Annotated in this window: 20 protein-coding genes; 10 read left to right on the top strand and 10 right to left on the bottom strand. The window is 73.1% G+C overall.

Going from position 1 to position 23,237, the window contains the following annotated elements:
* The first annotated feature begins 9 nt into the window (after positions 1 to 9).
* Positions 10 to 1,767 (top strand): bifunctional metallophosphatase/5'-nucleotidase, encoded by a 1,758-nt coding sequence (locus ATL31_RS02290; protein WP_101394344.1) that lies wholly within the window; start codon positions 10 to 12, stop codon positions 1,765 to 1,767.
* A 106-nt stretch (positions 1,768 to 1,873) separates the two neighbouring features.
* Complete coding sequence (locus ATL31_RS02285; protein WP_101394343.1) at positions 1,874 to 4,021, top strand: S9 family peptidase; 2,148 nt, start codon at positions 1,874 to 1,876, stop codon at positions 4,019 to 4,021.
* Here the strand turns inward: ATL31_RS02285 and ATL31_RS02280 are convergent.
* Entirely contained in the window at positions 4,011 to 4,865 is an 855-nt protein-coding gene (locus ATL31_RS02280) for a universal stress protein (protein WP_158239771.1), read from the bottom strand. The two genes, ATL31_RS02285 and ATL31_RS02280, sit on opposite strands and share 11 nt — an antisense overlap.
* Positions 4,866 to 5,051: 186 nt before the next feature.
* Here ATL31_RS02280 and mtnA point away from each other — a divergent pair, with 186 nt between their 5' ends.
* Genes mtnA through ATL31_RS02265 form a run of 3 tightly spaced genes read left to right on the top strand, consistent with a single transcriptional unit; the run spans position 5,052 to position 7,574 of the window.
* On the top strand, positions 5,052 to 6,104 hold the full coding sequence (gene mtnA / locus ATL31_RS02275) for an S-methyl-5-thioribose-1-phosphate isomerase (protein ID WP_101394341.1): 1,053 nt from the start codon (positions 5,052 to 5,054) through the stop codon (positions 6,102 to 6,104).
* Positions 6,105 to 6,147: 43 nt separating this feature from the next.
* Entirely contained in the window at positions 6,148 to 6,801 is a 654-nt protein-coding gene (locus ATL31_RS02270; protein ID WP_101394340.1) for a SatD family protein, read from the top strand.
* A complete protein-coding gene (locus ATL31_RS02265) occupies positions 6,798 to 7,574 on the top strand; it encodes a hypothetical protein (protein ID WP_101394339.1) in 777 nt (258 codons plus the stop codon). Before ATL31_RS02270 ends, ATL31_RS02265 begins: the two co-directional genes overlap by 4 nt.
* A gap of 20 nt (positions 7,575 to 7,594) precedes the next feature.
* On the opposite strand, the gene ATL31_RS02260 is transcribed toward ATL31_RS02265, so the two are convergent.
* Together ATL31_RS02260 and ATL31_RS02255 are read right to left on the bottom strand one after the other, a co-directional pair.
* Positions 7,595 to 8,272: a class II aldolase/adducin family protein gene (locus ATL31_RS02260; RefSeq protein WP_245861843.1), complete on the bottom strand. Its 678-nt coding sequence runs from the start codon at positions 8,270 to 8,272 to the stop codon at positions 7,595 to 7,597.
* A gap of 50 nt (positions 8,273 to 8,322) precedes the next feature.
* Positions 8,323 to 9,306 (bottom strand): NAD-dependent epimerase/dehydratase family protein, encoded by a 984-nt coding sequence (locus ATL31_RS02255; RefSeq protein WP_101394338.1) that lies wholly within the window; start codon positions 9,304 to 9,306, stop codon positions 8,323 to 8,325.
* Positions 9,307 to 9,367: 61 nt separating this feature from the next.
* On the opposite strand from ATL31_RS02255, the gene ATL31_RS02250 reads away from it, so the two are divergent.
* Positions 9,368 to 10,138 (top strand): thioesterase family protein, encoded by a 771-nt coding sequence (locus ATL31_RS02250; protein ID WP_101394337.1) that lies wholly within the window; start codon positions 9,368 to 9,370, stop codon positions 10,136 to 10,138.
* Between the two features lie 35 nt (positions 10,139 to 10,173).
* On the opposite strand, the gene ATL31_RS02245 is transcribed toward ATL31_RS02250, so the two are convergent.
* A complete protein-coding gene (locus ATL31_RS02245) occupies positions 10,174 to 11,082 on the bottom strand; it encodes a universal stress protein (protein WP_158239770.1) in 909 nt (302 codons plus the stop codon).
* A 456-nt stretch (positions 11,083 to 11,538) separates the two neighbouring features.
* Here ATL31_RS02245 and ATL31_RS02240 point away from each other — a divergent pair, with 456 nt between their 5' ends.
* Positions 11,539 to 13,215, top strand: a complete 1,677-nt coding sequence (locus tag ATL31_RS02240; protein ID WP_101394335.1) for an APC family permease — start codon at positions 11,539 to 11,541, stop codon at positions 13,213 to 13,215.
* A gap of 110 nt (positions 13,216 to 13,325) precedes the next feature.
* Here ATL31_RS02240 and ATL31_RS02235 read toward each other — a convergent pair whose 3' ends face one another.
* The gene (locus tag ATL31_RS02235; protein WP_101397155.1) at positions 13,326 to 13,757 is read right to left on the bottom strand and encodes an Hsp20/alpha crystallin family protein; all 432 of its coding nucleotides are present in this window, start codon (positions 13,755 to 13,757) and stop codon (positions 13,326 to 13,328) included.
* Positions 13,758 to 13,909: 152 nt separating this feature from the next.
* On the opposite strand from ATL31_RS02235, the gene ATL31_RS02230 reads away from it, so the two are divergent.
* Positions 13,910 to 14,206, top strand: coding sequence for a MerR family transcriptional regulator (locus ATL31_RS02230; RefSeq protein ID WP_101394334.1), 297 nt, complete (start codon positions 13,910 to 13,912; stop codon positions 14,204 to 14,206).
* A gap of 129 nt (positions 14,207 to 14,335) precedes the next feature.
* Here the strand turns inward: ATL31_RS02230 and glnA are convergent, their stop codons facing one another.
* Positions 14,336 to 15,760, bottom strand: a complete 1,425-nt coding sequence (glnA, locus tag ATL31_RS02225; RefSeq protein ID WP_101394333.1) for a type I glutamate--ammonia ligase — start codon at positions 15,758 to 15,760, stop codon at positions 14,336 to 14,338.
* A gap of 214 nt (positions 15,761 to 15,974) precedes the next feature.
* Positions 15,975 to 17,681, bottom strand: coding sequence for an HNH endonuclease signature motif containing protein (locus tag ATL31_RS02220; protein WP_143598280.1), 1,707 nt, complete (start codon positions 17,679 to 17,681; stop codon positions 15,975 to 15,977).
* A 195-nt stretch (positions 17,682 to 17,876) separates the two neighbouring features.
* Here ATL31_RS02220 and ATL31_RS02215 point away from each other — a divergent pair, with 195 nt between their 5' ends.
* Positions 17,877 to 18,335, top strand: a complete 459-nt coding sequence (locus ATL31_RS02215; protein WP_101394331.1) for an RDD family protein — start codon at positions 17,877 to 17,879, stop codon at positions 18,333 to 18,335.
* 56 nt (positions 18,336 to 18,391) lie between these two features.
* On the opposite strand, the gene ATL31_RS02210 is transcribed toward ATL31_RS02215, so the two are convergent.
* The 3 genes from ATL31_RS02210 to lipB all read right to left on the bottom strand — a co-directional run bounded on the left by ATL31_RS02210 (position 18,392) and on the right by lipB (position 20,905).
* Positions 18,392 to 19,117 carry a DUF4191 family protein gene (locus ATL31_RS02210; protein WP_101394330.1) on the bottom strand — a complete coding sequence of 242 codons (726 nt, stop codon included), beginning with the start codon at positions 19,115 to 19,117 and terminating at the stop codon, positions 18,392 to 18,394.
* A 59-nt stretch (positions 19,118 to 19,176) separates the two neighbouring features.
* Positions 19,177 to 20,202 carry a lipoyl synthase gene (lipA, locus tag ATL31_RS02205; RefSeq protein WP_211283951.1) on the bottom strand — a complete coding sequence of 342 codons (1,026 nt, stop codon included), beginning with the start codon at positions 20,200 to 20,202 and terminating at the stop codon, positions 19,177 to 19,179.
* A gap of 70 nt (positions 20,203 to 20,272) precedes the next feature.
* Positions 20,273 to 20,905 (bottom strand): lipoyl(octanoyl) transferase LipB, encoded by a 633-nt coding sequence (gene lipB / locus ATL31_RS02200; RefSeq protein WP_101394328.1) that lies wholly within the window; start codon positions 20,903 to 20,905, stop codon positions 20,273 to 20,275.
* 71 nt (positions 20,906 to 20,976) lie between these two features.
* On the opposite strand from lipB, the gene ATL31_RS02195 reads away from it, so the two are divergent.
* Entirely contained in the window at positions 20,977 to 23,235 is a 2,259-nt protein-coding gene (locus ATL31_RS02195; RefSeq protein WP_101394327.1) for an MMPL family transporter, read from the top strand.
* The last annotated feature ends 2 nt before the right edge of the window (positions 23,236 to 23,237 follow it).

The raw sequence follows: 23,237 nt of genomic DNA, 5'->3' as shown, positions 1-23,237 counted from the left end.
CAACACATCATGAGAAGCACTCGCCGACGCGCGCTCGGAGCCGGCCTCGCCGCCTCTGCGCTCGTGGCTCTCGTCGCCGGTACCCCGGCCGTGGCCAAGAGCAACCCCATCCCCCCCGCGGGCAAGGGCACCGGACCGCTCCAGAGCGTCCAGCTGCTCTCGTTCAACGACTACCACGGCCACCTCGAGGCCACGGACTCGCCGCTGAGCGCCACGCTCGACCCGAGCCGGACCCCGGCCGGGGGAGCCGAGCACCTGGCCACCGCGCTCTCCGAGCTGCGCAAGGACGCCCCGAAGGGCCGCTCCCTGACCGTGGCCGCCGGTGACCTCATCGGCGGCTCGACCTTCCTGTCGGGCCTGTTCCACGACGAGCCCGCCGTCGAGACCCTCAACGCGATGAAGCTGGACGTCAGCAGCGTGGGCAACCACGAGTTCGACGAGGGCACCGCCGAGCTCCTGCGTATGCAGAAGGGCGGCTGCCACCCCGTCGACGGCTGCTACTTCCCGACCCAGCCCTACGGGGGCGCCGACTTCCAGTGGCTGGCGGCCAACGTCGTCAAGAAGTCCGACGGCCGCACCCTCCTGCCGGGGACCTCGGTCAAGAACGTCAACGGGATGAAGATCGGCTTCATCGGCATGACCCTCGAGGCGACCCCGACCCTCGTCGACCCGGCCGGCGTGGCGTCGGTCGACTTCAAGGACGAGGTCGAGACCGCCGAGAGCCAGGCGAAGCTCCTCAAGAAGCAGGGCGTGCAGTCCATCGTCGTGCTCCTCCACGAGGGCGGCTACCAGAGCGGGACGTACGACCAGTGCGTCGGCATCTCCGGCCCGATCGACCAGATCGCCCGCACGATGACCGCCGACGTCGACGCCATCATCACCGGTCACACCCACCAGCCCTACGTCTGCCACATCCCCGACCCGGCCGGCCACGACCGCCTCGTCACCAGCGCGGCGTCCTACGGCCAGGTGGTCACCGAGACCGACCTCGTCATCGACCGCCGCACCGGTGACGTCGACCGGCGGCACACCACGGCGCAGAACCACCTCGTCTCGCGCGCCGCGTACCCGGCCGACCCGGAGCAGACCAAGATCCTCGCCAAGTGGAACGCCATCGCCGGCCCGCTCGCGGCGCAGGTCGTCGGCAGCAACGCCGAGGACATCACCGGGGACGCCGGGGGCGACCGCGGCATCGAGACCCCGATGGGTGACCTCGTCGCCGACGCGATCCTCTGGGGCACGCAGGCGCCGGCCAGTGGCGGAGCGCAGATCTCCTTCATGAACGTCGGCGGGGTGCGGGCCAGCCTGCTCTACGCCCCGAAGTACGCCGAGGGGCCGGGTCAGATCACCTACGCCGAGGCCTACGACGTGGCACCCTTCGGCAACCTCCTGGTCTCGATGGACCTCACCGGAGCCCAGATCACGACGATCCTGGAGCAGCAGTACCAGCCCGTCGCGGCGCGCGGCAGCCGGCCGACGCTGGCGCTCGGGGTCTCCCAGGGCTTCTCGTACCAGTGGGACGCCAGCCGGCCCCAGGGCTCGCGGGTCGTTCCCGGCTCGATGACCCTGAACGGCACCCCGCTCAGCGCGACCGGCACCTACCGGGTCTCCACGCTGAACTTCCTCGCCAACGGGGGCGACCTGTTCACCGGGTTCTCCGCCGGCACCAACCTGCTCGGTGGGGCCGAGGACCTCGCCAACCTGGTCGCCTACGTCAAGGCGAACCCGGGGCTGCGGGCGCCCGCCGACCGGGTCGCCGGTCTCTGACCGAGCCCGACCCGCCGAGGGCCGCACCCCACCCGGGGGTGCGGCCCTCGCCGTGTCCGGGGCGGGCGGCCCGGGCCTGGTGGGCGCCGCCCCATAGGGTGGCGCCATGGCGCGCCCCACCCCTCCCAGCCCTCCGACCGCCCCCCAGCGTCCGCACGTGCGCGAGCACCACGGCGACCGCGTCGAGGACCCCTACTGGTGGATGCGTGACCTCGAGGACCCCGAGCTGCTGAGCCACCTCGAGGCCGAGAACGCCTACGCCGAAGCCGTCACCGCCGACCTCGCGCCGCTGCGCGCCACCCTCTTCGCCGAGATCAAGGCGCGGGTCAAGGAGGACGACCTCTCGGTGCCGGTGGCCAGCGGGCCGTGGTGGTACTTCAGCCGCACCGCGCAGGGGCGCCAGTACACCGCGCACGTGCGCGCCCCGCGGGCCGAGGGCGACCCCCGCCCCGACCCCGAGGGCGCGCCCCTCCCCGGCGAGGAGGTCGTCCTCGACGGCAACGTCGAGGCCGGTGACTCCGAGTTCTTCTCGCTCGGCGCGCTCACCGTCAGCCCCGACCACCGGCTCGTCGCGTTCGCCGTCGACACCGCCGGTGACGAGCGCTTCGACCTCACGGTGCGCGAGGTGTCGTCGGGCGAGGTCCTCGACCGCTCGCTCACCCGCATCGGCTACGGCTGCGAGTTCAGCCACGACGGCCGCTTCGTGTTCTACACCCGTGTCGACGACGCCTGGCGCCCCCACCAGCTGTGGCGCCACCGGGTCGGCACCGAGGCCGCCGACGACGTGCTGGTGCACCAGGAGGACGACGAGCGATTCTGGATGGGCATCAGCTCCAGCCGCGACGAGCGCTGGCTGCTGCTCGGCCTGGGCTCGAAGACGACCAGCGAGGTGCGCATCCTCGACAGCACCGACCCCGAAGGCGAGTGGCGGGTCGTGGCCCCCCGCCGCGAGGGCGTCGAGTACGACGTCGAGCCCGCCGGCGACCGGCTGCTGGTCGTGCACAACACCCACACCCCCGACTCCGACCTCGCGTGGGCGCCGCTCGACGCCACCTCGCACGAGCAGTGGGTGCCGCTGCTGGCCTCCGGCGAGGGCGAGCGCTTCGTCGGGGTCGACGCCTTCGACCGCGCCACCGTGCTGTCGCTGCGCACCGGGGGCCTCACCGCGCTGCGGGTGCTGCCGCGCGACGAGGCCTCGGTGTCCGGGCACGCCGCGCCGTGGGACGTGCCGGTCGAGCAGCCGGTGCACTCCATCGGGCTGGGCGACAACCCCGAGCCCGACCAGAGCACCATCCAGGTCGTCGTCGAGTCGTGGACGACGCCGCGCACCGTCCTCGACGTCGACCTCGCCACCGGGGCCCACACCGTGCTCAAGCGCCAGCCGGTGCTCGGCGGCTTCGACGCCGCCGACTACGAGGAGTCGCGCGAGTGGGCCACCGCCGACGACGGCACCGCCGTGCCGGTCTCGATCGTGCGCCGCCGGGGGGTCACCGCGGACGGCACCAACCCCGGCCTGCTCGGCGCGTACGGGGCGTACGAGATCTCCTCCGACCCGTACTTCTCGGTGGCGCGCCTCGGGCTGGTCGACCGCGGTGTGGTCTTCGCCGTCGCGCACGTGCGCGGGGGCGGCGAGATGGGCCGACGGTGGTACGACGACGGCAAGCTGACCGCCAAGCCCAACACCTTCTCCGACACCGTGGCGGTCGCGCGCCACCTGGTCGACGCCGGCTGGGTGGCGCCGGGCCGACTGGGGCTCGAGGGTGGCTCGGCCGGCGGTCTGCTGGTGGGGGCGGTGGTCAACCTGGCCCCCGAGCGGTTCCGGGTCGTGCACGCGGCCGTGCCCTTCGTCGACGCCCTGACCACCATCCTCCAGCCCGAGCTGCCGCTCACGGTGGGGGAGTGGGAGGAGTGGGGCGACCCGCTCCACGACCCCGAGGTCTACGCGGCCATGCGGGCGTACACCCCGTACGAGAACATCCGGGCGGTCGAGTACCCGGCCGTCCTCGCGACCAGCAGCCTGCACGACACCAGGGTCTACGTCACCGAGCCGGCCAAGTGGGTCGCCCGGCTGCGCGGCACCGTCACCAACGACCCCGAGCGCTCCCCGATCCTGCTGCGCACCGAGCTCTCGGCGGGGCACGGTGGCCGGTCCGGGCGGTACGCCGCCTGGGAGCAGATCGCCTGGGAGTGGGCCTTCGTGCTCGACCGGCTCGGCGCCACCGAGCGGCTCGACGGCTCTCGCGTCAGCGGGTGACCAGCAGCGGGGCGGGGCAGCGGCCCACCAGCGACGTCGCGGTCGAGCCCAGCCGCAGGCCCTCGAACCCGCCCGCGCCGCGGCTGCCCACGACGAGCAGGTCGGCGCCTTCCGCGTGCTCGACCAGGGCTCGCACCGGGTCCTCCCGCACGACGTGGACGGCGGCCGGGACGGCGGGCAGACCCGGCTCGGCCAGGGTCGCCCGTACCGAACGCTCGATGCCCTGCTCGTAGTCCTCCCAGCTCGACGCGCTGGCCAGGGTGGGGTCGTGCGCCCCGCTGGCCTGCCAGACGTGCACGACCTCGAGGCTCCCTCCGAGCCGCTGGGCCTCGTGCGCGGCCGCGCGCAGTGCGGTCAGCGAGGCCTTGGACCCGTCGACGCCGACCACGACCCGGCCGCCCCGGGTCGGGGCGCCGGCGGTCTCGTGGCCGACCACCAGGACGAAGCACCGCGCGTGGGCGAGCACCTGCCGGGCGACCGCGCCCATCGTGGTGTGGCTGAGCAGCCCGAACCCGGTGGCCCCGACGACCACCAGGGCGGCCGACCGGGATGCCGAGACCAAAGCGGTGCTCGCGTAGCCGTCGGGGAGGGCCGTCGTGACCTCCAGGTCGGGATGCACCGCGTGGGCCCGGGCCACCGCCGCCGCGAGGAGGCGCCGCCCGTGGGCGGTGACGACCTCGCGGTCGGCCAGGGCGCCGAAGCCCAGCATCGGCAGGTCGGGCGCGAAGGCGTGCACCACGTGCAGCGGCAGGCCGCGGTCGTGGGCGGCGCGGGCGGCGTGCTGCACGGCCGTGGCCGAGAGGGGCGAGCCGTCGACACCGACGACCACACGGGACCCTGACATGCTCCGTCCTTCCAGTCGGGGGACCGGCGGCGGGCGCGCCATGGACGCTGCGGGATGACGTGTCCGTCGTCGTGTGGGGCGCCCTCGCCCCACGCACTGACGCTCCCACTGTCCGGACCCGAGGGCAAGGGGCGATGGTCCCGGGGGGTGCGGCGGCGTCGGGGCCGGGGGTCGTAGGCTCCCGCCATGACCGAGCGCGCGATCGAGTGGGTCCACGACGGAGGCCGTGACGGCCGCGGGGTGCTGCGCATCCTCGACCAGACGGTGCTGCCCCTCACGACCACCTACCTCGACCTCGACACCGTCGACGGCCTGGTCGAGGCCATCGACGCCCTGGCCGTCCGCGGCGCCCCGGCGCTCGGCGTGGCGGGCGCGCTCGGCGTGGTGGTGGCCCTCGACGAGGGGGAGCGGTCCGGCTGGGACGCCGCGCGGCTCGACCGCGAGATCGACCGGGTGCGCCACGCCCGCCCCACCGCGGTCAACCTCGCGTGGGGTGTCGACCAGGTGCGCGGGCTGCTCCCGCAGGGCCGCGAGGCGGTGCTGCGGGCCGGCCTCGAGGTCGCCGCCGCCGACGAGGCCGCCAACCGTGAGCTGTCTCGCCTGGCTGCCGACTGGCTGCTGGCGCGGACCGGGCGGGACCGGCTGCGCGTGCTCACCCACTGCAACGCCGGGCTGCTCGCGACGTCGGGCTGGGGCACCGCGCTGGGCGTGGTCCGTGAGCTGCACGAGCGGGGTGCGGTCGAGTTCGTCTACGCCGACGAGACCCGCCCGCTGCTGCAGGGGGCCCGGCTCACCGCCTGGGAGCTGGCCGCCGAGGGCATCCCGCACGCGGTGCAGGTCGACGGCGCGGCCGCCTCGACCATCCTGCGCGGGCTGGTCGACTGCGCGGTGGTGGGGGCCGACCGCATCGCCGCCAACGGCGACGTGGCCAACAAGATCGGCACCCTCGGGGTGGCGCTCGCCTGCCACGAGGCCGGCATCCCGCTGCTGGTGGCCGCCCCGTGGTCGACGGTCGACCTCGCGATGGCCGACGGCTCGGGCATCGAGATCGAGGAGCGCTCGGGCGCCGAGGTCACGACCTGGGCCGGCATCCGCACCACCCCCGAGGCGACGCCCGGGTTCAACCCGGCCTTCGATGTCACCCCGGCCCGCTTCGTGGCCGCCGTGGTCACCGAGCGTGGGGTCGTCGAGCCGTCGGCGGGTCACACGCTCGCCGAGGACCCTTCCGTCCCCGCCTGAAGGATCAGGCTTCATTCCCGCTGAATGAAGGTATGATCTTCAGATGGCTGAGATGAAGCCCGGTGCTTCAGTGAGCGTGCTGATCGGCGACATCGTCGCGTCCCGTCGCGCCGGCGACCGACGGGCCGTGCATGACGCCGTGGCGGCGGCCCTGGCCACCGTCGAGGCGGCGGTGCCGTCGGTGCGGGGCCTGCGGGTGACGGTGGGCGACGAGTTCCAGGGCGCGTACCGCAGCCTCGGGGAGGCGCTGGACGCGGCCCTGCGGGTCCGTCTCGAGCTGCTGCCCGACGTCGACGTGCGCGTCGGGGTCGGGGTCGGCACGGTCACGCTCCTGGACGCCGAGCGCGGCATCGAGGACGGCTCGGCCTGGTGGGCCGCCCGCGACGCCATCGACGCCGTCGAGGCCGCCGCCGACCGTGCGCCCACCCGGCTGCTGCGCACCGGCCTGCGCGATGCCGACGGCCGGGACCCCCGGGTCGACGCCGTCAACGCCGCCCTGCTCTGTCGGGACCACCTGGTTGGATCTCTCTCGGAACGGTCACTCCGGCTGCTGAGGGGGCTCATGGATCCCGACACCACCCAGGCCGACCTCGCCGCGCGCGAAGGGGTCAGTGCCTCCGCCGTGTCGCAGCGCGTCCGCTCCGACGGGGTCGGGGCCGTGCTGGCCGCCCACGAGCTGCTCCGGGGCCTCGCGTGAGCTGGCTGGGGGTGTGGCTGCTCGGCGTCGGGCTGGCCGACCTGGTCCGCGCCGCCCGGCGCCCGGCGGTGTCGCGGTGGGCGCCCTGGGCCGGGGGCGTGGTGGTCGTGCTGGTCGGTGCCGGTGCCGGGCTGTTCGGGGTCGGCGACGCCGTGGCCCTCGTCGGCGCCGTGCTGTCGCTGCTGTTGTGGCTGCGCTGGTCCGACGCCGCGCTGGCGCACGGCCGCGGGCACGCCCGCTCGCTCGGGGCCCTGGCCGGCGGGGCGGTCTGGCTGGTGGCACTGTCCGGGTGGGCCTCGCCACCGGGCGGCGGGCTGGGGCGCTGGCTGCGCTGGGCCGAGCTCCCCAGCGCGCGGGCCGGCGTCACGGTCGCGCAGGTCCTGCTCGTCCTCGGGCTCCTGGTGGCCAACCTCGCCACCGGCAACGTCGTCGTCCGGCTGGTGCTGGTCAGCATCGGGGCCCTGCGTCCGCTGGGGCGGGCGCGTACCTCGGCCATGGCCATGCCCGAGCCGGCGCTCCAGCTGCGCGGCGGCCGCCTCCTCGGCCCCATGGAGCGGGTCGTCATCCTCGGCCTCGGGCTGGCCGGCCAGCTCACGGCCGCGGCCCTGGTCATCGCGGCCAAGGGCCTGATCCGCTTCCCCGAGCTGCAGAGCAAGCGCAGCGACCGTGAGAGCGTCGACGGTGCAGGCATCGACGAGGTCACCGAGTACTTCCTGGTCGGCTCGTTCGTCTCCTGGCTCATCGCGCTGGGCAGCCTCTTCCTCGCCCGCTGAGCCCGACCCGGGTCGCCGGGTCAGACGTCGATGATGCGGCCCTTCCACTCCGCCGGGAAGTCGGTGGCGCGGTCGCCCGCCTGCAGCAGCCGGTAGGTCATCGCGGCCGCCTCCTCGAGGTTCAACGCCCGGCGCAGGGCCATCGTCACGGTGTCGCCGAGGGCCGAGCAGCCGTGGTGGGCCAGCACCACGGCGTCGTGGTCGCGGGCGGCCTCGGCGGCGGCCCGGGCGAGCTCGTCGCTGCCCGAGGGCATGAACGGCACCCGCCCGGCACTGCCCAGGTAGTACTGGTGGTCCAGGGTGGTGAACCGGATCGGCGCACCGAGCATGTCGACCAGGAGGACGTGCTGCGGGTGCAGGTGCACGATGGCCCGCACGTCCTGGCGCACGGCGTAGGTGCGCTGGTGCAGCTTCCACTCCACCGACGGGCGTGCCGCCCCACCCACCCGGTCGCCGCCCGGGGTGAGCTCGGCGAAGTCGTCCGGGGTGAGGCGGTCGAGCCAGGTGCCGGTGGCGGTGACGACGAACCGGTCGGTGCCGGGCACCCGGGCCGAGAGGTTGCCACCGCTGGCCTGCACCAGCCCACGGGCCACCACCTGCCGGCCCGCGTCGACGAGCTGGTCGAGGATCTCGGCGAGCCCGGGGCCGGCCCCCGCGGCGGCCTCGGAGGTGCTCTCGGACGACGGGTTCGCGCTCACGGGGCGATCATGCCGCACGGCGTCCGGCCCGAGGCCCGTGGGCGGCGCGCTCAGCCGACGTGGTCGCGCCAGGAGTGCTGGGGCTCGTACCCGAGGACCTGCCGGGCCTTGTCGATGCCGAGGAGCGTCTCGTGCTCACCGAGCTCCCTGGTCACCGGCACGTCGGGGTAGACCTCGGCCATCAGGCTCGCGCTCGAACGGCTCATCACGGTGTCGGCGTTGGCGATGACGAACACCTCCGCCCCGGGCACGTCGTAGGCCAGGGCCTTCTCGACGGCCTGGGCGCCGTCGCGCGCGTCGATGTAGCCCCACAGGTTCCAGCGCCGCAGCTGCGGGTCGGCGTCGAAGGACGGGAACTGCGCGTAGTCCTCGACGTCCATGACGTTCGAGAAGCGCAGGCCGACCGCCACCAGCTCGGGCTGCCAGCGGCAGAAGTGCCCGGCCATCTCCTCCTCGAGGGCCTTGTTCAGCGAGTACGTCGACTCCGGCCGCGGCGCGTACTCCTCGTCGACGGGCGCGTAGGGCGGCGGGGTGTCGAACGGCAGGCCCAGCACGGTCTCGCTCGAGGCCCACACCAGCGTGGTGATGCCGAGGGCGCGGACAGCGGCGAACACGTTGTAGGTCGCGGCCGAGTTGTTGGCGAAGGTGGCGGCGTTCGTCGTCATCCCGGGGGCCGGGATGGCGGCCAGGTGCACCACCGCGTCGACGGCCGCGTGCTCGTCGACCCCGCCCCCGAAGGCCTCGACCACCTGGCCGTAGTCGGTGAGGTCGGCGACGACGAACTCGCCGCGGACGTCGCGGGGGTCGCCGGCCGGGTCGCGGTCGATGGCCAGGACGTCGAGGCCGATGCCGCGCAGGTGCGTCACGACGGCGCGGCCGAGCTTGCCGTGGGCGCCGGTGACGGCGACGCGGCGGGGCAGGGCGGCGGCCGCCGCGCTGGACGACGGGGCGGACGACGGGGCGGACGACGAGGTGGACGACGGGACGGACGACGAGGTGGACGACGGGACGGGGCCGGTGGGGGAGTCGCTCATGCCCTCATCCTGGCCCGTCGTAGGGTCGGCGTCGGACATCGGCACCAGGGAGGATGACACCGTGGCGTACTTCGAGCGGCTGGGCGCGACCCGGTTCCGGGCCACCGAGCGCACCAGCGGCGCCTGGCGCGAGGACGAGCAGCACATCTCGCCGGCCCTGGGCCTGATGGCGCACCTGGTCGAGCAGCACAGAGACGCCCGGCGCGAGGACGGCATGGCGGTGGCCCGGCTCTGCTACGACATCCTCGGGACGGTGCCGGTGGCCGAGGTCGAGGTCGGGGTGCGGGTGGTGCGCCCCGGGCGGACCATCGAGCTGGTGGAGGCGACCCTGGCCCATGCGGGGCGTCCCGTCGTCCTCCTACGGGCCTGGCTGATGGCGCAGCGTGACACCGCTGCGGTGGCCGGCACCGCGCTGCCGTCCATCCCCGGCCCCGACGAGCTCGAGCCGTGGACGCCGAGTGCCACCTGGCCCGGCGGGTTCATCGGGTCGGTCGAGCTACGGCGCCATCTCGAGGAGCCCGGTCGCGGCTGGTTCTGGGTGCGCACCGATGTGCCCCTCCTGGCCGACGAGCCGGTGAGCACGCTGGCGCGCACGGCCGGGCTGCTCGACATCGCCAACGGGATGACCGTGCGCGCCGACCCGCGCGACGTGCACTACCCGAACATCGACCTGACGGCCCACCTGCTGAGGCTGCCGGCCGAGGGATGGCTGGGCGTGGATGCGACGGTGACGTTCGACGCCAACGGGATCGGCCTCACCAGCAGCCGGCTCCACGACGAGAGCGGCCCGCTCGGCGCGCTCGCCCAGACCCTGACCGTCCGCCCCCGCTGACCTTCCTGGCCGGCGTGGCCGGCGTGGCCCGCACGTCACGCGGGGGTGGAGACCCGCGAGGTGGGCTGCGCCGGCTCCAGTGCCGGCCGGGCTGCGGACGGGACCACGAGCACCGGGCACGGGCTGCCGTGCAGCAGACGGCTGCTGACCCCGCCGAGGAGGAGGCCGACGAAGCCCCCGCTGCCCCGGGAGCCGACCACCAGCAGCTGCGCGGAGCGGGCGACCTCGCGGATCACCGGCACCGGCTCGCCTCGGAGGATCTCGGTGCGGACCACGACGTCCGGGTACTTCTCCGCCCAGCCCGCCATCATCTCGGACACCGAGAGCTCCTCGGCGTCGTACGCGGGATGCTCGCCTCCCGCCCAGCGGCTCGCGTCGTCGAAGGCTCCCGGGTGCTCCAGCCACCACGCGTGGACCGCGACGAGGGGAGCCGAGCGGCGCGACGCCTCCGCGAAGGCCAGGCCGATCGCCGGCCGGCTGTGCTCGCCGGTGTCGACGCCGACGACCACCGGCCCGTGCTCGGGCAGGTCCAGGCCGTCCGGGACGACGAGCACCGGGCACCGGGAGTGCATGGCGACCTGATGGGTGGTCGCGCCGAGCACCTCGCCCGCCAGCCGGCCCAGCCGGCCCGACCCGATGACGACGAGCTCGGCGTCGGCACTGGCCCGCACGATCGCCGCCGCCGGACTCTCCAGGGCGGTGCAGGAGGTCACCGACATCTCACCCAGCGTCGCCAGGCGGTCGCGCAGCTCCCGGAGCTTGGCCTCCTGGCGCTGGAGCATCGGCGCAGTCCACGGGACGATGCCGACGCCGGTGGCGTTGACGACGTGCAGCGGACGGCGGGTGGAGGCGGCGAGGGCAGCGGCCGCCGCGAGGACCGGTTCGACGGGTGCGTCGACGTCGACGGCGACGACGACCGACCCGACCGGGGTGACATGGTGCACGGCGGCCTCCTTGGGGTGGTGTCCAGGGTGCTCGGGGTCGTCGGTCCGGAACAGTGCCGAAGGTCCCTCGCGGGTCCGGGCCTGGGTGTGGCGGGGCGTGATCGCCGCAGCCGTGGCCGCCGGCTTCGCGCTGCTGGTCGTCGGCGGGTGGCTGGTGCCCGCGGCCGCGTGGGGCGTCGACCGGCTCTGAGGGGCGGGGGAGGGCAGAGCCCGGGCCGGCAGCCCGGGCCGGCAGCGGGCACGGCCCGGGCGCCGTGTTCGTCGTGGTCTGGCCGCGGAAGTCGCTGCCGGAGGCTCGTACTCGCGGGGTCGGCCTGGTCCGAGCTCGAGTTTCCCTGCCGCGGAACCACCACCAGCGCCGTGGGGCGCGCAAGATGGCAGGTGGTACATCGGGGGATCGCCACGTCCTGCGGTACCGCTTTCTGAGCCTTCGGCCTCCAGAGAAAGGGATCTGCCATGGCGACGGACACCTCGACCGCGGTCGAGACGGAACAACCGCAGCTCAAGCGGCATGTAGGGATCGTCGGTCTGCTCTTCGCGAGCATCGGTTCGATCATCGGGTCGGGCTGGCTGTTCGGGGCGCTCAACGCCTCGCAGGAGGCCGGCCCGGCCGCGGTCATCTCATGGGCCCTGGGTGGGGTGATGGTCCTGGCCATCGCGCTCGTGTACGCCGAGCTGGGGGTGATGTTCCCGGTGTCCGGCGGGGTGATCCGCTTCCCCCACCTGGCCTTCGGCTCGTTCGCCAGCTACACCACCGGCTGGATCACCTGGGTGGGGGCGAGCACGACCGCGCCCATCGAGGTGCTCGCAGCGCTGCAGTACGGCACCAAGTACGCCCCCTTCACCGTCGAGGCGCAGGCCGGTGGCCAGACGGTGCACACCCTGACCGGGCTCGGCTACGCGGTCGCCGTGCTGCTGATGGCCGTGTTCGTGGTGATCAACTACTTCGGCATCCGCTGGTTCGCGCGGATCAACAACACCCTGGTGTGGTGGAAGCTCGGGATCATCGTGCTCGTCATCGTGGCGTTCTTCGCCACCGCGTTCCACGGCGAGAACTTCACCAGCCACGGGTTCAAGCCGTCGGGCTGGCACGGTGTCTTCAGCGCGATCGCCACCTCCGGGATCGTGTTCTCCTACCTCGGCTTCCGTCAGGGTGTCGAGCTGGCCGGTGAGACCGACAACCCCCGCAGGAACGTCCCCATCGCCGTCATCGGCTCGGTCCTGGTCACGGCGGTCATCTACATCGCGCTGCAGGTCGCCTTCATCGGCGCGCTGGAGCCGAGCCTGCTCTCCGGCGCCGACGCGTGGGCCAACCTGAGCTTCGAGAACGACTTCGGGCCGCTGGCGGCCCTGGCCACCGCCCTCGGGCTGGGCTGGCTGGCGGTACTGCTCTACATCGACGCGATCATCTCGCCCGGGGACACCGGGCTGATCTACACGACGCTCACCTCGCGGCTGTCCTACGCGATGGCCCGCAACGGGAACGCCCCTCAGCGCCTGGCGAGGACCACGGAGCGGGGCGTCCCGCTGTTCAGCCTGGTCGTGACGTTCGTGGTGGGCCTCATCGTGTTCCTGCCGTTCCCGAGCTGGCAGCAGCTGGTCGGGTTCATCACCTCGGCCACGGTCCTGTCCTTCGCGTCCGGGCCGCTGGTGCTCACCGCCCTGCGCAAGCGCGTCCCGGACCACCCGCGTCCCTTCCGGCTGCCCGGCGGTCACGTCCTCCCGCTCCTGGCGTTCTGGGCCTCGAACCTGATCGTGTACTGGTCGGGGTGGCTGACCGGATGGAAGCTCTACGTCGCGGTGCTGCTCGGGTTCGTCCTCCTGGGCCTGTTCAAGCTCTTCGGCGGGGTCCGTCAGGGGCCGCTGCACTTCTGGAACGGCTTCGCGTGGCTGTTCCCCTGGCTGGGCGGCCTGGCGCTGATCTCCTACCTGGGGAACTTCCCGGAGAAGTCCGCGGGCGCCGGGAACCTCGGGCTGCTGAACTTCGAGTGGTCGGCGCTGCTCCTCGGCGCGCTGTCGGTGGTCGTCTACCTCATCGCCGACCGGGTGGCCCTGCCGGCCGAGGTCGTCCGGGAGAACATCGAGGAGTCCAAGCAGGAAGCGGCCCTCGAGGACGCCGAGCTGGGTGCGTAGCACTGACCCCCGGCCGTCCACCGGGCCGAGCAGGTGCACGACCCGGTGGGCGGCGCCGGCATGGCCGGTACGGCCGCTCGGGGGCCGTGGCGGGGACCCCGCCACCGGGGTCACGCGCTGATGGCGCGACGACCCTCGTTCTTGCTGCTGATCTCGATCTTGCGCGGTTTCGCGTGCTCCGCGACCGGGATCTGCAGCGTCAGGACGCCCCCGTCGTAGCTGGCCTCGACGCGCTCGGTGTCGAGGTTCTCGCCCAGGACGAGCTGGCGGCTGAACATTCCGCGCGGACGTTCCGCGACCAGCAGCTGCGCGTCGCTGGCCCGGCTCGGGCGTTCGGCCCTGACGGTGACCACGTTGCGTTCCACGTCGATGTCGATCGAGTCCTGGCTGACGCCGGGGAGGTCGAGCTCGACGTAGAAGGTGTCACCCTCGTGCCAGGCGTCCATCGGCATCGCCGCGGGCCGGGCCAGGGTGCCCTGCGGGGTGAGGAGCTGGTGGGTGAGGCGGTCCAGCTCACGGAACGGGTCGGTGCGGATCAACATCGTGTTCACCTCCGATGTGGTGTGGGTGTACTGGCCGGCGGTGGTCGGGATCCGGACGGATCTGTTGCACACGCCATAGATTTCTTGTAGCACTGACGGCATAATCGTGCAAGAGCCCAGAACGGATTTTTTTCGGGGAAGGACCCACCGCCATGACAGTGCCCGCTCCCGACGACGACCGCGGGGTGTACGGGATCTCGGTGGCGGCCGGCCTGGTCGGCATGGGGGTGCAGAACCTGCGCCTGTACGAGGCCCGCGGTCTGCTCGAGCCGCAGCGCACCGACGGGGGCACCCGCCGCTACAGCGCGAACGACCTCGACCGCCTTCGACGGATCGGGGACCTGCTCGCGGCCGGTCTCAACCTGGCCGGCATCGGCATGGTCCTGCACCTGGAGGCCGAGAACGCTCGGCTGCGCGGTACGCAGGGCCCTCGGCCCGGCTCGAGGTGAGACCGGCCGGCGACCACGCCGTGGCCGCACAGCGACGAGTCCTCACGGGCTGCCGACGCATCGGTGAGGGCCCGTGAGGACTCGTCAGGGACTACTGAGGCTGACCGTGCCTCCGACCTGCGGGTTCGATCAGATGTCGAAGTACATCTCGAACTCGTGCGGGTGGGGCCGGAAGCGGATCGGGTCGACCTCGTGGACCCGCTTGTAGTCGATCCACGTCTCGATGAGGTCCGAGGTGAACACGTCACCCTGGAGCAGGAACTCGTGGTCGGCCTCGAGCGCGTCGAGCACGGCCGGGAGCGAGCCGGGGACCTGCTCGATGGCCTCGTGCTCCTCGGGCGGCAGCTCGTAGAGGTCCTTGTCGACCGGCTCCGGGGGCTCGATGCGGTTCTTGATGCCGTCGAGGCCGGCCATCAGCTGCGCCGCGAAGCACAGGTAGGGGTTCGAGCTCGGGTCGGGCACGCGGAACTCGATGCGCTTGGCCTTGGGGTTGTCACCCGTGATCGGGATGCGCACGCAGGCCGAGCGGTTACGGGCCGAGTACACCAGGTTGACCGGCGCCTCGTAGCCCGGGACCAGCCGGTGGTAGCTGTTGATCGTCGGGTTCGTGAACGCCAGCAGCGCGGGGGCGTGCTTGAGCAGGCCGCCGATGTACCAGCGCGCGATGTCCGAAAGGCCGCCGTAGCCGCGCTCGTCGTAGAAGAGCGGCTCGCCGTCCTTCCAGAGCGACTGGTGCGTGTGCATCCCCGAGCCGTTGTCGCCGAAGATGGGCTTCGGCATGAACGTGGCGGTCTTGCCCTCGTTCCAGACGGTGTTCTTGACGACGTACTTGAACTTCATCATGTCGTCGCCCGAGAGGAGCAGGGTGTTGAAGCGGTAGTTGATCTCCTGCTGACCCGCGGTGCCGACCTCGTGGTGGCTGCGCTCGACGACGAGGCCGACGTCGGCGAGGTTGAGGCAGATCTTGTCGCGGGTGTCGGCGAAGTGGTCGACCGGCGGGACGGGGAAGTAGCCACCCTTGAAGCGGGTCTTGTAGCCGCGGTTGCCGCCGTCCTCCGCGCGCCCGGTGTTCCAGGCGGCCTCGACGGAGTCGATGTAGTAGTAGCTGGCGTTGGCCTTGGTCTCGAAGCGCACGTCGTCGAAGACGTAGAACTCGGCCTCGGCACCGAAGAAGGCGGTGTCGGCGATGCCCGTGGACTTCAGGTAGGCCTCGGCCTTGGCCGCGATGTTGCGGGGGTCGCGGCTGTAGGCCTCGCCGGTGAACGGGTCGACGATGCTGAAGTTCATGATCAGCGTCTTCTCGACCCGGAACGGGTCGAGGTAGGCCGTCGTCGGGTCCGGGATGAGCTTCATGTCGGACTCGTGGATGGCCTGGAAGCCGCGGATCGAGGACCCGTCGAACATCTGGCCGTTGAGGAAGAAGTCCTGGTCGACCGTCTGCGCGGGCACGTTGAAGTGCTGCATGACGCCGGGAAGGTCGCAGAAGCGGATGTCGACGAACTTCACGTCCTCGGACTTGATGAAAGCGAGGACCTCGTCAGCGGAGCTGAACACAGTGTTGAACCTCCTGGTTCGGTGCAGGGGCGTGGGAGCCAGCCCTGATGGCGTTGTCGACGACAGTAGGGCGTGGCGGTTTCCCCGCCGTCACCCGGATGTTTCGCCGAGGTAACGCAGCCCACCGTATCAATGGGTGGGACGGGACGCCCGAGTCGTGGACCGCGCTGAGATGCGATCCGGCTCGGTCTCTCAGGAAGGTGCTGGTGCTTCGTCAGAACGGCGGGTCGTCCGGTGGTGGCAGCGCTCGTCGCCTGGGCGGATGGGCCGAGGTGTAGGCGAGGTGGGCGCGAGCGGCTGTCGGGTGGTGGTGGTCGATGCGGCAGCGGATGCGGGGTCTTGCTGGTGGTGGGCCCGGGTTGTGTTCGAGGTGGTACTCGAGGGTGCTGTGGGGTGCGTCGGGGGTGACGAGGCGGGGGTTGTAGGTGATGGGGGCGGGGTCGCTTCCCCGGTCGGGTAGGACGGCGCGGTGGAGGTGGTCGACGGGGTGGGTGGTGCGGTTCCGGCCGGTGGGGTCGGTCCAGGTGAGGGTGGCGTCGGGGTGGAGAACCGCCTGCCAGCCGGGGCGTTGTTTGATGCGGTGGTGTCGGCGGCAGAGGCAGACCAGGTTGGCTGCTGATGTCGGGCCGGTGGGCCAGGGGGTGACGTGGTCGAGGTCGCAGAAGCGGGCGGCGACGTGGCAGCCGGGGAACCGGCAGTGCCCGTCGCGGGCGCGGACCAGGGCGGCCAGGGCTTTGCCGGGCCGGTAGGTGTCGGTGGTGAGGGCGCCGTCGGGGTCGAGCAGCGCGTCGGTGAGCGGGTCACACGGGGCGAGGCCCCCGCGGGGTTCGCCCCGCGGGCGGGGTGCGGCCCGGCCGGCGCTGGTGTCGGAGGTCGGGTGCGGGGCGCTGGCATGGTCGAGCCACGCGCGGGAGACCAGGGTGGGTTCGCCGGGGCGGAGGCCGGTGACCTCGACCAGGTCGCCGGGCGCTGCCTTGCTCGCCCCAGCCTCGCTCGCGGGCGCACCGACGTCCACCAGGTCGTCCGAAGCTCCCTCGCTGGCCCTGGTCCCCCGCGCGGACCCAGCAGCTGTGGGGACCTCGGCCGCGATGGTGTGGACGATCTGGACGTCGATGGTCGCGTTCCCCGCCACCAGGTCGGTCAGGGCCTTCGCCCTCGCCCGGTCGACCCGGTCGCACACGCCGTCGGTGACGTACTGCTGCGCGAGGGCGTCGATCGCGGCCCACGCCTGGGCGGCTTCTTCGGAGGGGAAGGTGCCGTGCCAGGTGTCGACCCCGGGTTCGCCGACCCACCGTTCGAGGCGGCACTCGGACCGGGCCCGCACGGCGCGTTGGCGCACCAGGTCCGGGGAGATCCGGGCCAGCATCCGACGGACCCGGCGCCGCAGCCGCGGTCCGTCCTCGCTGCCGAAGTACTCGTGCAGACCGGCGACCACGGACGCGGCGACCTCGGCCGGTGCCTCCTCGAGCTCGGTCGCGACCACCGACGCCCGGTAGGCGTCCAACCGCCCGGCACCCATCGCGGTGTGCAACCCACGAAGCCCGGTCTCGGTGGGGGTGCCTTCAGGCCCGTCGGCGGCCATCCGGACCGCGGCCCGCACCCGCCGCTCGGCCTGCACCGCCGACACATTGAGCGTCCACGACACCATCGCGGGTGCATCAAGGGCGACGTGCCCGAGCGCCCGGTGGGTCTCGATGACCTCCCCGTCGTCGAGGACCTCGGGCTCGATCGCCGCCAGCCGCACGATCGCGGCATCCTGGGCGGCGGTCGCGGTGTCCATCACGGCCTGCAGCTCACCGAGAGCCTGCGCCCACTCCTCCTGCGACCCGCACACCTCGCCGGGGCTGAGAGCATCCGACAGCACCTGGCGCGCGACCCGCGCGGCCGACACGACATCCTGCGGACCAGTAGTCGCTGTCATCGGAAACCCCTTCCCCTGTACCACGATCTTACTCGATCACGGTGACACGAACAAGCGTTCGAGGAGACCAATCGAACTTTCTGACAACGCTTTTCCCGCCATAAGGGCAACGGAAGGTGCGGGCGTGACGGGCAGCGAGGACGGCCCACCGCGGGGCCGCGAAGGCCGTCGCCCGACCCCGCCTAGGCTGGACCCGTGACGACGCCCGCCGACCCGGACCGCGCCCGCGCAGAGGCTCTCGACCCGTCGTTCGGCCGGCGCATCGCGGCGTTCGTCGTCGACTGGGTGCTCTCGGCCCTGGTGACCTTCGTGGTCCTGCCGTACGACCTCTTGCTGGACCCTGGTCAGCGGCCGGCGATGCTCCTCGGCATCCCGCAGAGCTCATGGGTGACCCTCGGCGTCTTCGTGCTGCTCAACGTGGTGCTGGTCTCGCTCACGGGCAGCACCGTCGGCCACCGCCTGCTGGGGCTGCAGGTGTGGCAGGTGCGCCCCGGGGCGTTCCCGGTGCAGGTCGTGGTGCGCTCACTGCTGGCGGGCCTGTTCCTGCCGGGGCTGGTGCGCGCCGGCGACGGCCGCCTGCTGCACGACTACGTGGCCGGCACCCGCCTCGTGCGACCCGGCGCCGAGGACTCCCGCGACCGCCGCTCCGCGTAGGGCCCGGGGCGGCGCGGGGCCGGCCCGACCGGGCCGGCAGACCGACGACGTGAGGGTCAGCGGCCGCGCATCGCCTTGCGGTCCATGCGGGCCTTGGTGGGGTCGACGCCCTTGGGGATCGGGGGCCGGATGCCGCCGAGCGAGGTCAGGCGCTTGTTGACGACCGAGACCTCCTGCTTGCTGAGCACCGGCTTCATCCGGGTGAGCTTGCCCGCGATCTTGCGCACCGGGACCTGGCCGTCGCCGTCGCCGACGGTCCACAGGTGGACCGGGACGCCGGGGGCGACCCGCGCGACCTTCTTCTCCTCCTGCTTGAGGAGCTTGCCGACCCGGCCGACCGGGCCCTCACCGATGAGCACGACCCCGGGGCGGCCCAGCGCCCGGAACACCAGCGCCGCGCCCGCAAGGTCCTGCGCCCGGGTGCCGCGCGCGCCATCGACGGCCACCGGCTCCTGGTTCGCGTACCAGCCGCGCTTGCCCAGGCCCGTCAGAGTGGCGCCGGCCGCGCCCACCTTGCCGTCGAGCGCCTTGTACATGGCGCCGTTGCCGCGCCGGTTCATCACCACGACCGCGGCCAGGGCCGCAGCGGGGATGGCGACGAGCGCGGCGTAGATCAGCCAGCCGCCGCCGAAGATCGCGCCGATGCCGACGACGACCGCGGCCGTGAGCACGGCGGCGCCGAGCATCCACCACCCGATCTGCGGGTCGAGGGACTTGATGGCGCTGTAGGCCTGGCGGATCTCGGCGATCCGGCCGGGCTTCTTCTCGGGTGCGTCGGACACGGGGGACGGTGCTCCTGGTCGGGGGTGGTGCCGCCCGGCGGTGGCGCGGGCGCGTGCCGTCAGGATACGGCGCTGCGAGCCTTGGCCACCAACGACGCGGCCTCCTGGCGGGCCGGGTCGGACGCGGCCTGCGCGAGGTGGGCCAGGTGCTCGGGGATGGGGCGGCCCCACTTGCCCATGGCCGTGGCCCAGAGGCGTCCGGCGCGGTACGAGCTGCGGACCAGCGGGCCCGCCATGACGCCCTTGAAGCCCATGGCCTCGGCGGTGTCGGACCAGTGCACGAACTCCTCGGGCTTGACCCACCGGTCGATCGGGTGGTGGGTGGGGGAGGGGCGCAGGTACTGGGTGATGGTGAGGATGTCGCAGCCGGCCTCGTGCAGGTCGCGGATCGCCTCCTCGACCTCGTGGTCCTCCTCGCCCATCCCCAGGATGAGGTTCGACTTGGTGACCAGGCCGGCCTCGCGGGCCATCGTGATGACGCGCAGCGACTTGTCGTAGGTGAAGGCCGGGCGGATGCGCTTGAAGATGCGCGGCACGGTCTCGAGGTTGTGGGCGAACACCTCGGGGCGGGCGTCGAAGACCTGCCCGACGAGCTCGGGCTTGGCGCCGAAGTCGGGCGGGAGGATCTCGACGCCGGTGTTGGGGTTCAGCGCGTGGATCTGGCGGATGGTCTCGGCGTACAGCCCGGCCGCGCCGTCGGGGCGGTCGTCGCGCGCGACACCGGTGACGGTGGAGTACCGCAGGCCCATCGAGCGCACCGACTCGGCGACGCGGCGGGGCTCGTCGAGGTCGAGCGGCTGGGGGCGCCCGGTGGCGATGTCGCAGAAGTCGCAGCGGCGGGTGCAGGTGTCGCCGCCGATGAGGAAGGTGGCCTCGCGGTCCTCCCAGCACTCGAAGATGTTGGGACACCCCGCCTCCTGGCAGACCGTGTGCAGGCCCTGCCCCTTGACCATGGAGTGGATGGCCGTGAACTCCGGCCCCATCTTGGCGGTGGTGCGGATCCACTCCGGCTTGCGCTCGATCGGGGTCTCGGCGTTGCGCGCCTCGACCCGCAGCATCCGGCGTCCTTCGGGTGCGACAGTCACGCGTTCCAGCCTACGCCGCGGCGGCGACATCCCCCGAACCGCCCGGGGTCGCCCGGGGGCCGTGGGTGGGTCAGCCGAGGACGTCGGCCAGGTGCTTCTCGGCGTACGGCAGGACGTCCTGGACGGTGATGACGCGCCCGGCCTCCTGGGTGAGGGACGAGACGCCGGCGTCGGGGATGCCGCACGGGATGATCGCGTCGGCCCAGCCCAGCGAGGCGTCGCAGTTGAGCGCGAAGCCGTGCATCGTGACCCGCCGGCTGACCCGCACGCCGATGGCGCCCAGCTTGCGCTCGGGGCCGCGCCAGTCGGCGGGCACCCAGACGCCGCTGCGGCCGTCGACGCGGATGGTCTCGACGCCGAAGTCGCGGCAGATGCGGATCATGGCCTCCTCGAGGCGCCGCACGTGGGCCACGACGTCGATGGGGACCTCGCGCAGCCGCACGATGGGGTAGCCCACCAGCTGGCCGGGTCCGTGCCACGTGATCTTGCCGCCGCGGTCGACGTCGATGACGGGGGTGCCGTCGGTGGGGCGCTCGTGCGGCTCGGTGCGCTTGCCGGCGGTGTACACGGCGGCGTGCTCGAGCAGCAGCGTGGTGTCGTCGAGGGTGCCGTCGACCACCTGGGCGTGGACCTCGCGCTGGGTCGCCCACGCCTCCTCGTAGTCGACGAACGAGGGGGCGAAGCCGAGGTGCACGAAACGCATGGCACCACGGTACGCCGCCGCGCTGTCGAACCCCGGGGCGCGGCGTCCCCGCCCGTCCCTACGCTGAGGCCATGAGCGACGAGCCCGAGCCGCAGCCCCGCCCCCGTCGCCGCCCGCGGTGGGTGGCCGTCGGGGCCGCGGTCGTCATCCTGCTGTGGCTCGCCGTGGGCGCCGTCGGCGGCAGCGCCCAGGGGAAGCTGTCGGGCGTCCAGAGCAACGACAACGCCACCTTCCTGCCCAAGAACGCCGAGTCGACGCTGGTCTCCGAGGCCGTCGCGCGCTTCAGCGACCGCACCGAGCTGCCCTTCCTCGTGGTGGTCGAGAAGAAGGGCGGGGGCGTACTCACCGCCGCCGACGAGAAGCCCGTGCAGGCCTTCGCCGCCTCGCTGCCGGGCCTGGCCCTGCCGGCGCTCGGCCCGGGCCGCACGCTCGGCGACTACCTGGCCGGCGACGCCCCGGTACAGCCGGTGCCGTCGCAGGACGGGCAGGCCGTGCTGCTGGTCGTGCCCCTCGACGGCACCACCGGCACGGCGGCGGTCGGCGACACCACGGCCCTGGCGGAGGGTGCCACCGCCATCCGCGACGAGATCGCCCGGGTCCTGGTGCCGGCCGGGCTCACCGCCCACGTCGGCGGCCCGGGAGGGCTGATCGCCGACTTCTCGTCCGCCTTCGCCGGCATCGACGGCATCCTGCTGCTGGTCGCCCTGGTCGTCGTCCTGGTGATCCTGCTCGTGGTCTACCGCAGCCCGGTGCTGCCGGTGGCCGTGCTCGTGAGCGCGGTCCTCGGGCTGAGCGCCGCGTCGGCCGTCGTCTACCAGCTCGCGAAGCACGACGTCATCACGCTGTCCGGCCAGTCGCAGGGCATCCTCTTCATCCTCGTCGTCGGGGCCGCCACCGACTACGCCCTGCTGCTGGTCAGCCGCTTCCGCGAACGCCTGCACGACACCCCCGACTCGTGGGTGGCGCTGCGACAGGCCTGGCTCGGGGTGGTCGAGCCCATCACGGCCTCGGCCGCCACCGTCATCCTCGGCCTGCTGTGCCTCCTGCTGGCCGAGCTGCAGAGCACGTCGGGGCTGGGCCCGGTGGGTGCGCTCGGCATCGCCGGCGCGCTGCTCGCATCACTCACGTTCCTGCCGGCGGTGCTGCTGCTGTTCGGCCGCCGGGTGTTCTGGCCGATCGTGCCGCGGGTCGACCACGTGCACGCCGAGGACGCCGTGGGCGGCCGCTCGGTGTGGGGCCGCGTGGCGGGGCTGGTCGGGCGCCGGCCGCGCGCCACGTGGGGGCTGACCCTGGTGGTGCTGCTCGCCGCCGCCGCCTTCGCCCCGACGTTCCGGGCGAGCGGCTCGACCATCGAGGAGACGTTCCTGACCGACGTCGACTCGGTGACGGCCCAGCAGGCCATCGGGCGGCACTTCCCGGCGGGTTCGGCCACCCCGCTGCAGGTCGTCGTGCCCGCGGACCGGGTGGAGGCCGCGCTCGCCGTGGTGACGAAGGACCCCGGCATCGACGGGGCGTTCGTCGGGCAGAGCCCGCCGGGGCCGGATGACCAGGCGGCCCCGCCGAAGGTCGTCGACGGCAAGGTGCTGGTGCAGGCCACGACGCGGGGGGCAGCCGACAGCACCTCGGCCGAGGAGACGGTGCGCCGGCTGCGGGCCGACCTCGACGCCGTCAGCCCCGACGCCCTCGTCGGCGGCAACGCCGCCACCAACCTCGACGTGCTGGACGCCAGCAGCCGCGACCTGCGCGTCATCGTGCCGACCATCCTGCTCGTCATCTTCGTGGTGCTGGCCCTGCTGCTGCGCTCGCTGCTCGCGCCCCTGCTGCTCGTGGTCGCCAACGTCGTCTCCTTCGGCGCGACCATCGGGGTCTCGGCGCTGGTGTTCGAGCACGTGCTGGGCTTCACCGCGGGCGACCCGGCCATCCCGCTGTACGGCTTCGTCTTCCTGGTGGCGCTGGGGATCGACTACTCGATCTTCCTGATGACGCGGGTGCGCGAAGAGGCGATCGTGCGCGGTACCCGGCCCGGCATCCTCCGGGGGCTGGCCGTCACCGGCGGGGTCATCACCAGCGCCGGCATCGTCCTGGCCGCGACCTTCTCCGCGCTCTCGGTGCTGCCGCTGGTCTTCCTCGTGCAGATCGCCTTCATCGTCGGGTTCGGGGTGCTGCTCGACACCCTCGTCGTCCGCTCGCTGCTGGTACCGGCCCTGGCCCACGACCTGGGCCCGCGGGTCTGGTGGCCGGCCCGGCTGGTCGCCGACGGTGGCGGGTCCGGCCCCGGCCGGCACGCGTCGGGGGTGCACCCCGGCGCCGAGCCCGACGCCCCCGCCTAGGG

This window comes from Phycicoccus duodecadis (assembly GCF_002846495.1).
GTDB classification, from domain to species: Bacteria; Actinomycetota; Actinomycetes; order Actinomycetales; family Dermatophilaceae; genus Phycicoccus; species Phycicoccus duodecadis.
This window is presented reverse-complemented; position numbering and strand designations above follow the sequence as displayed.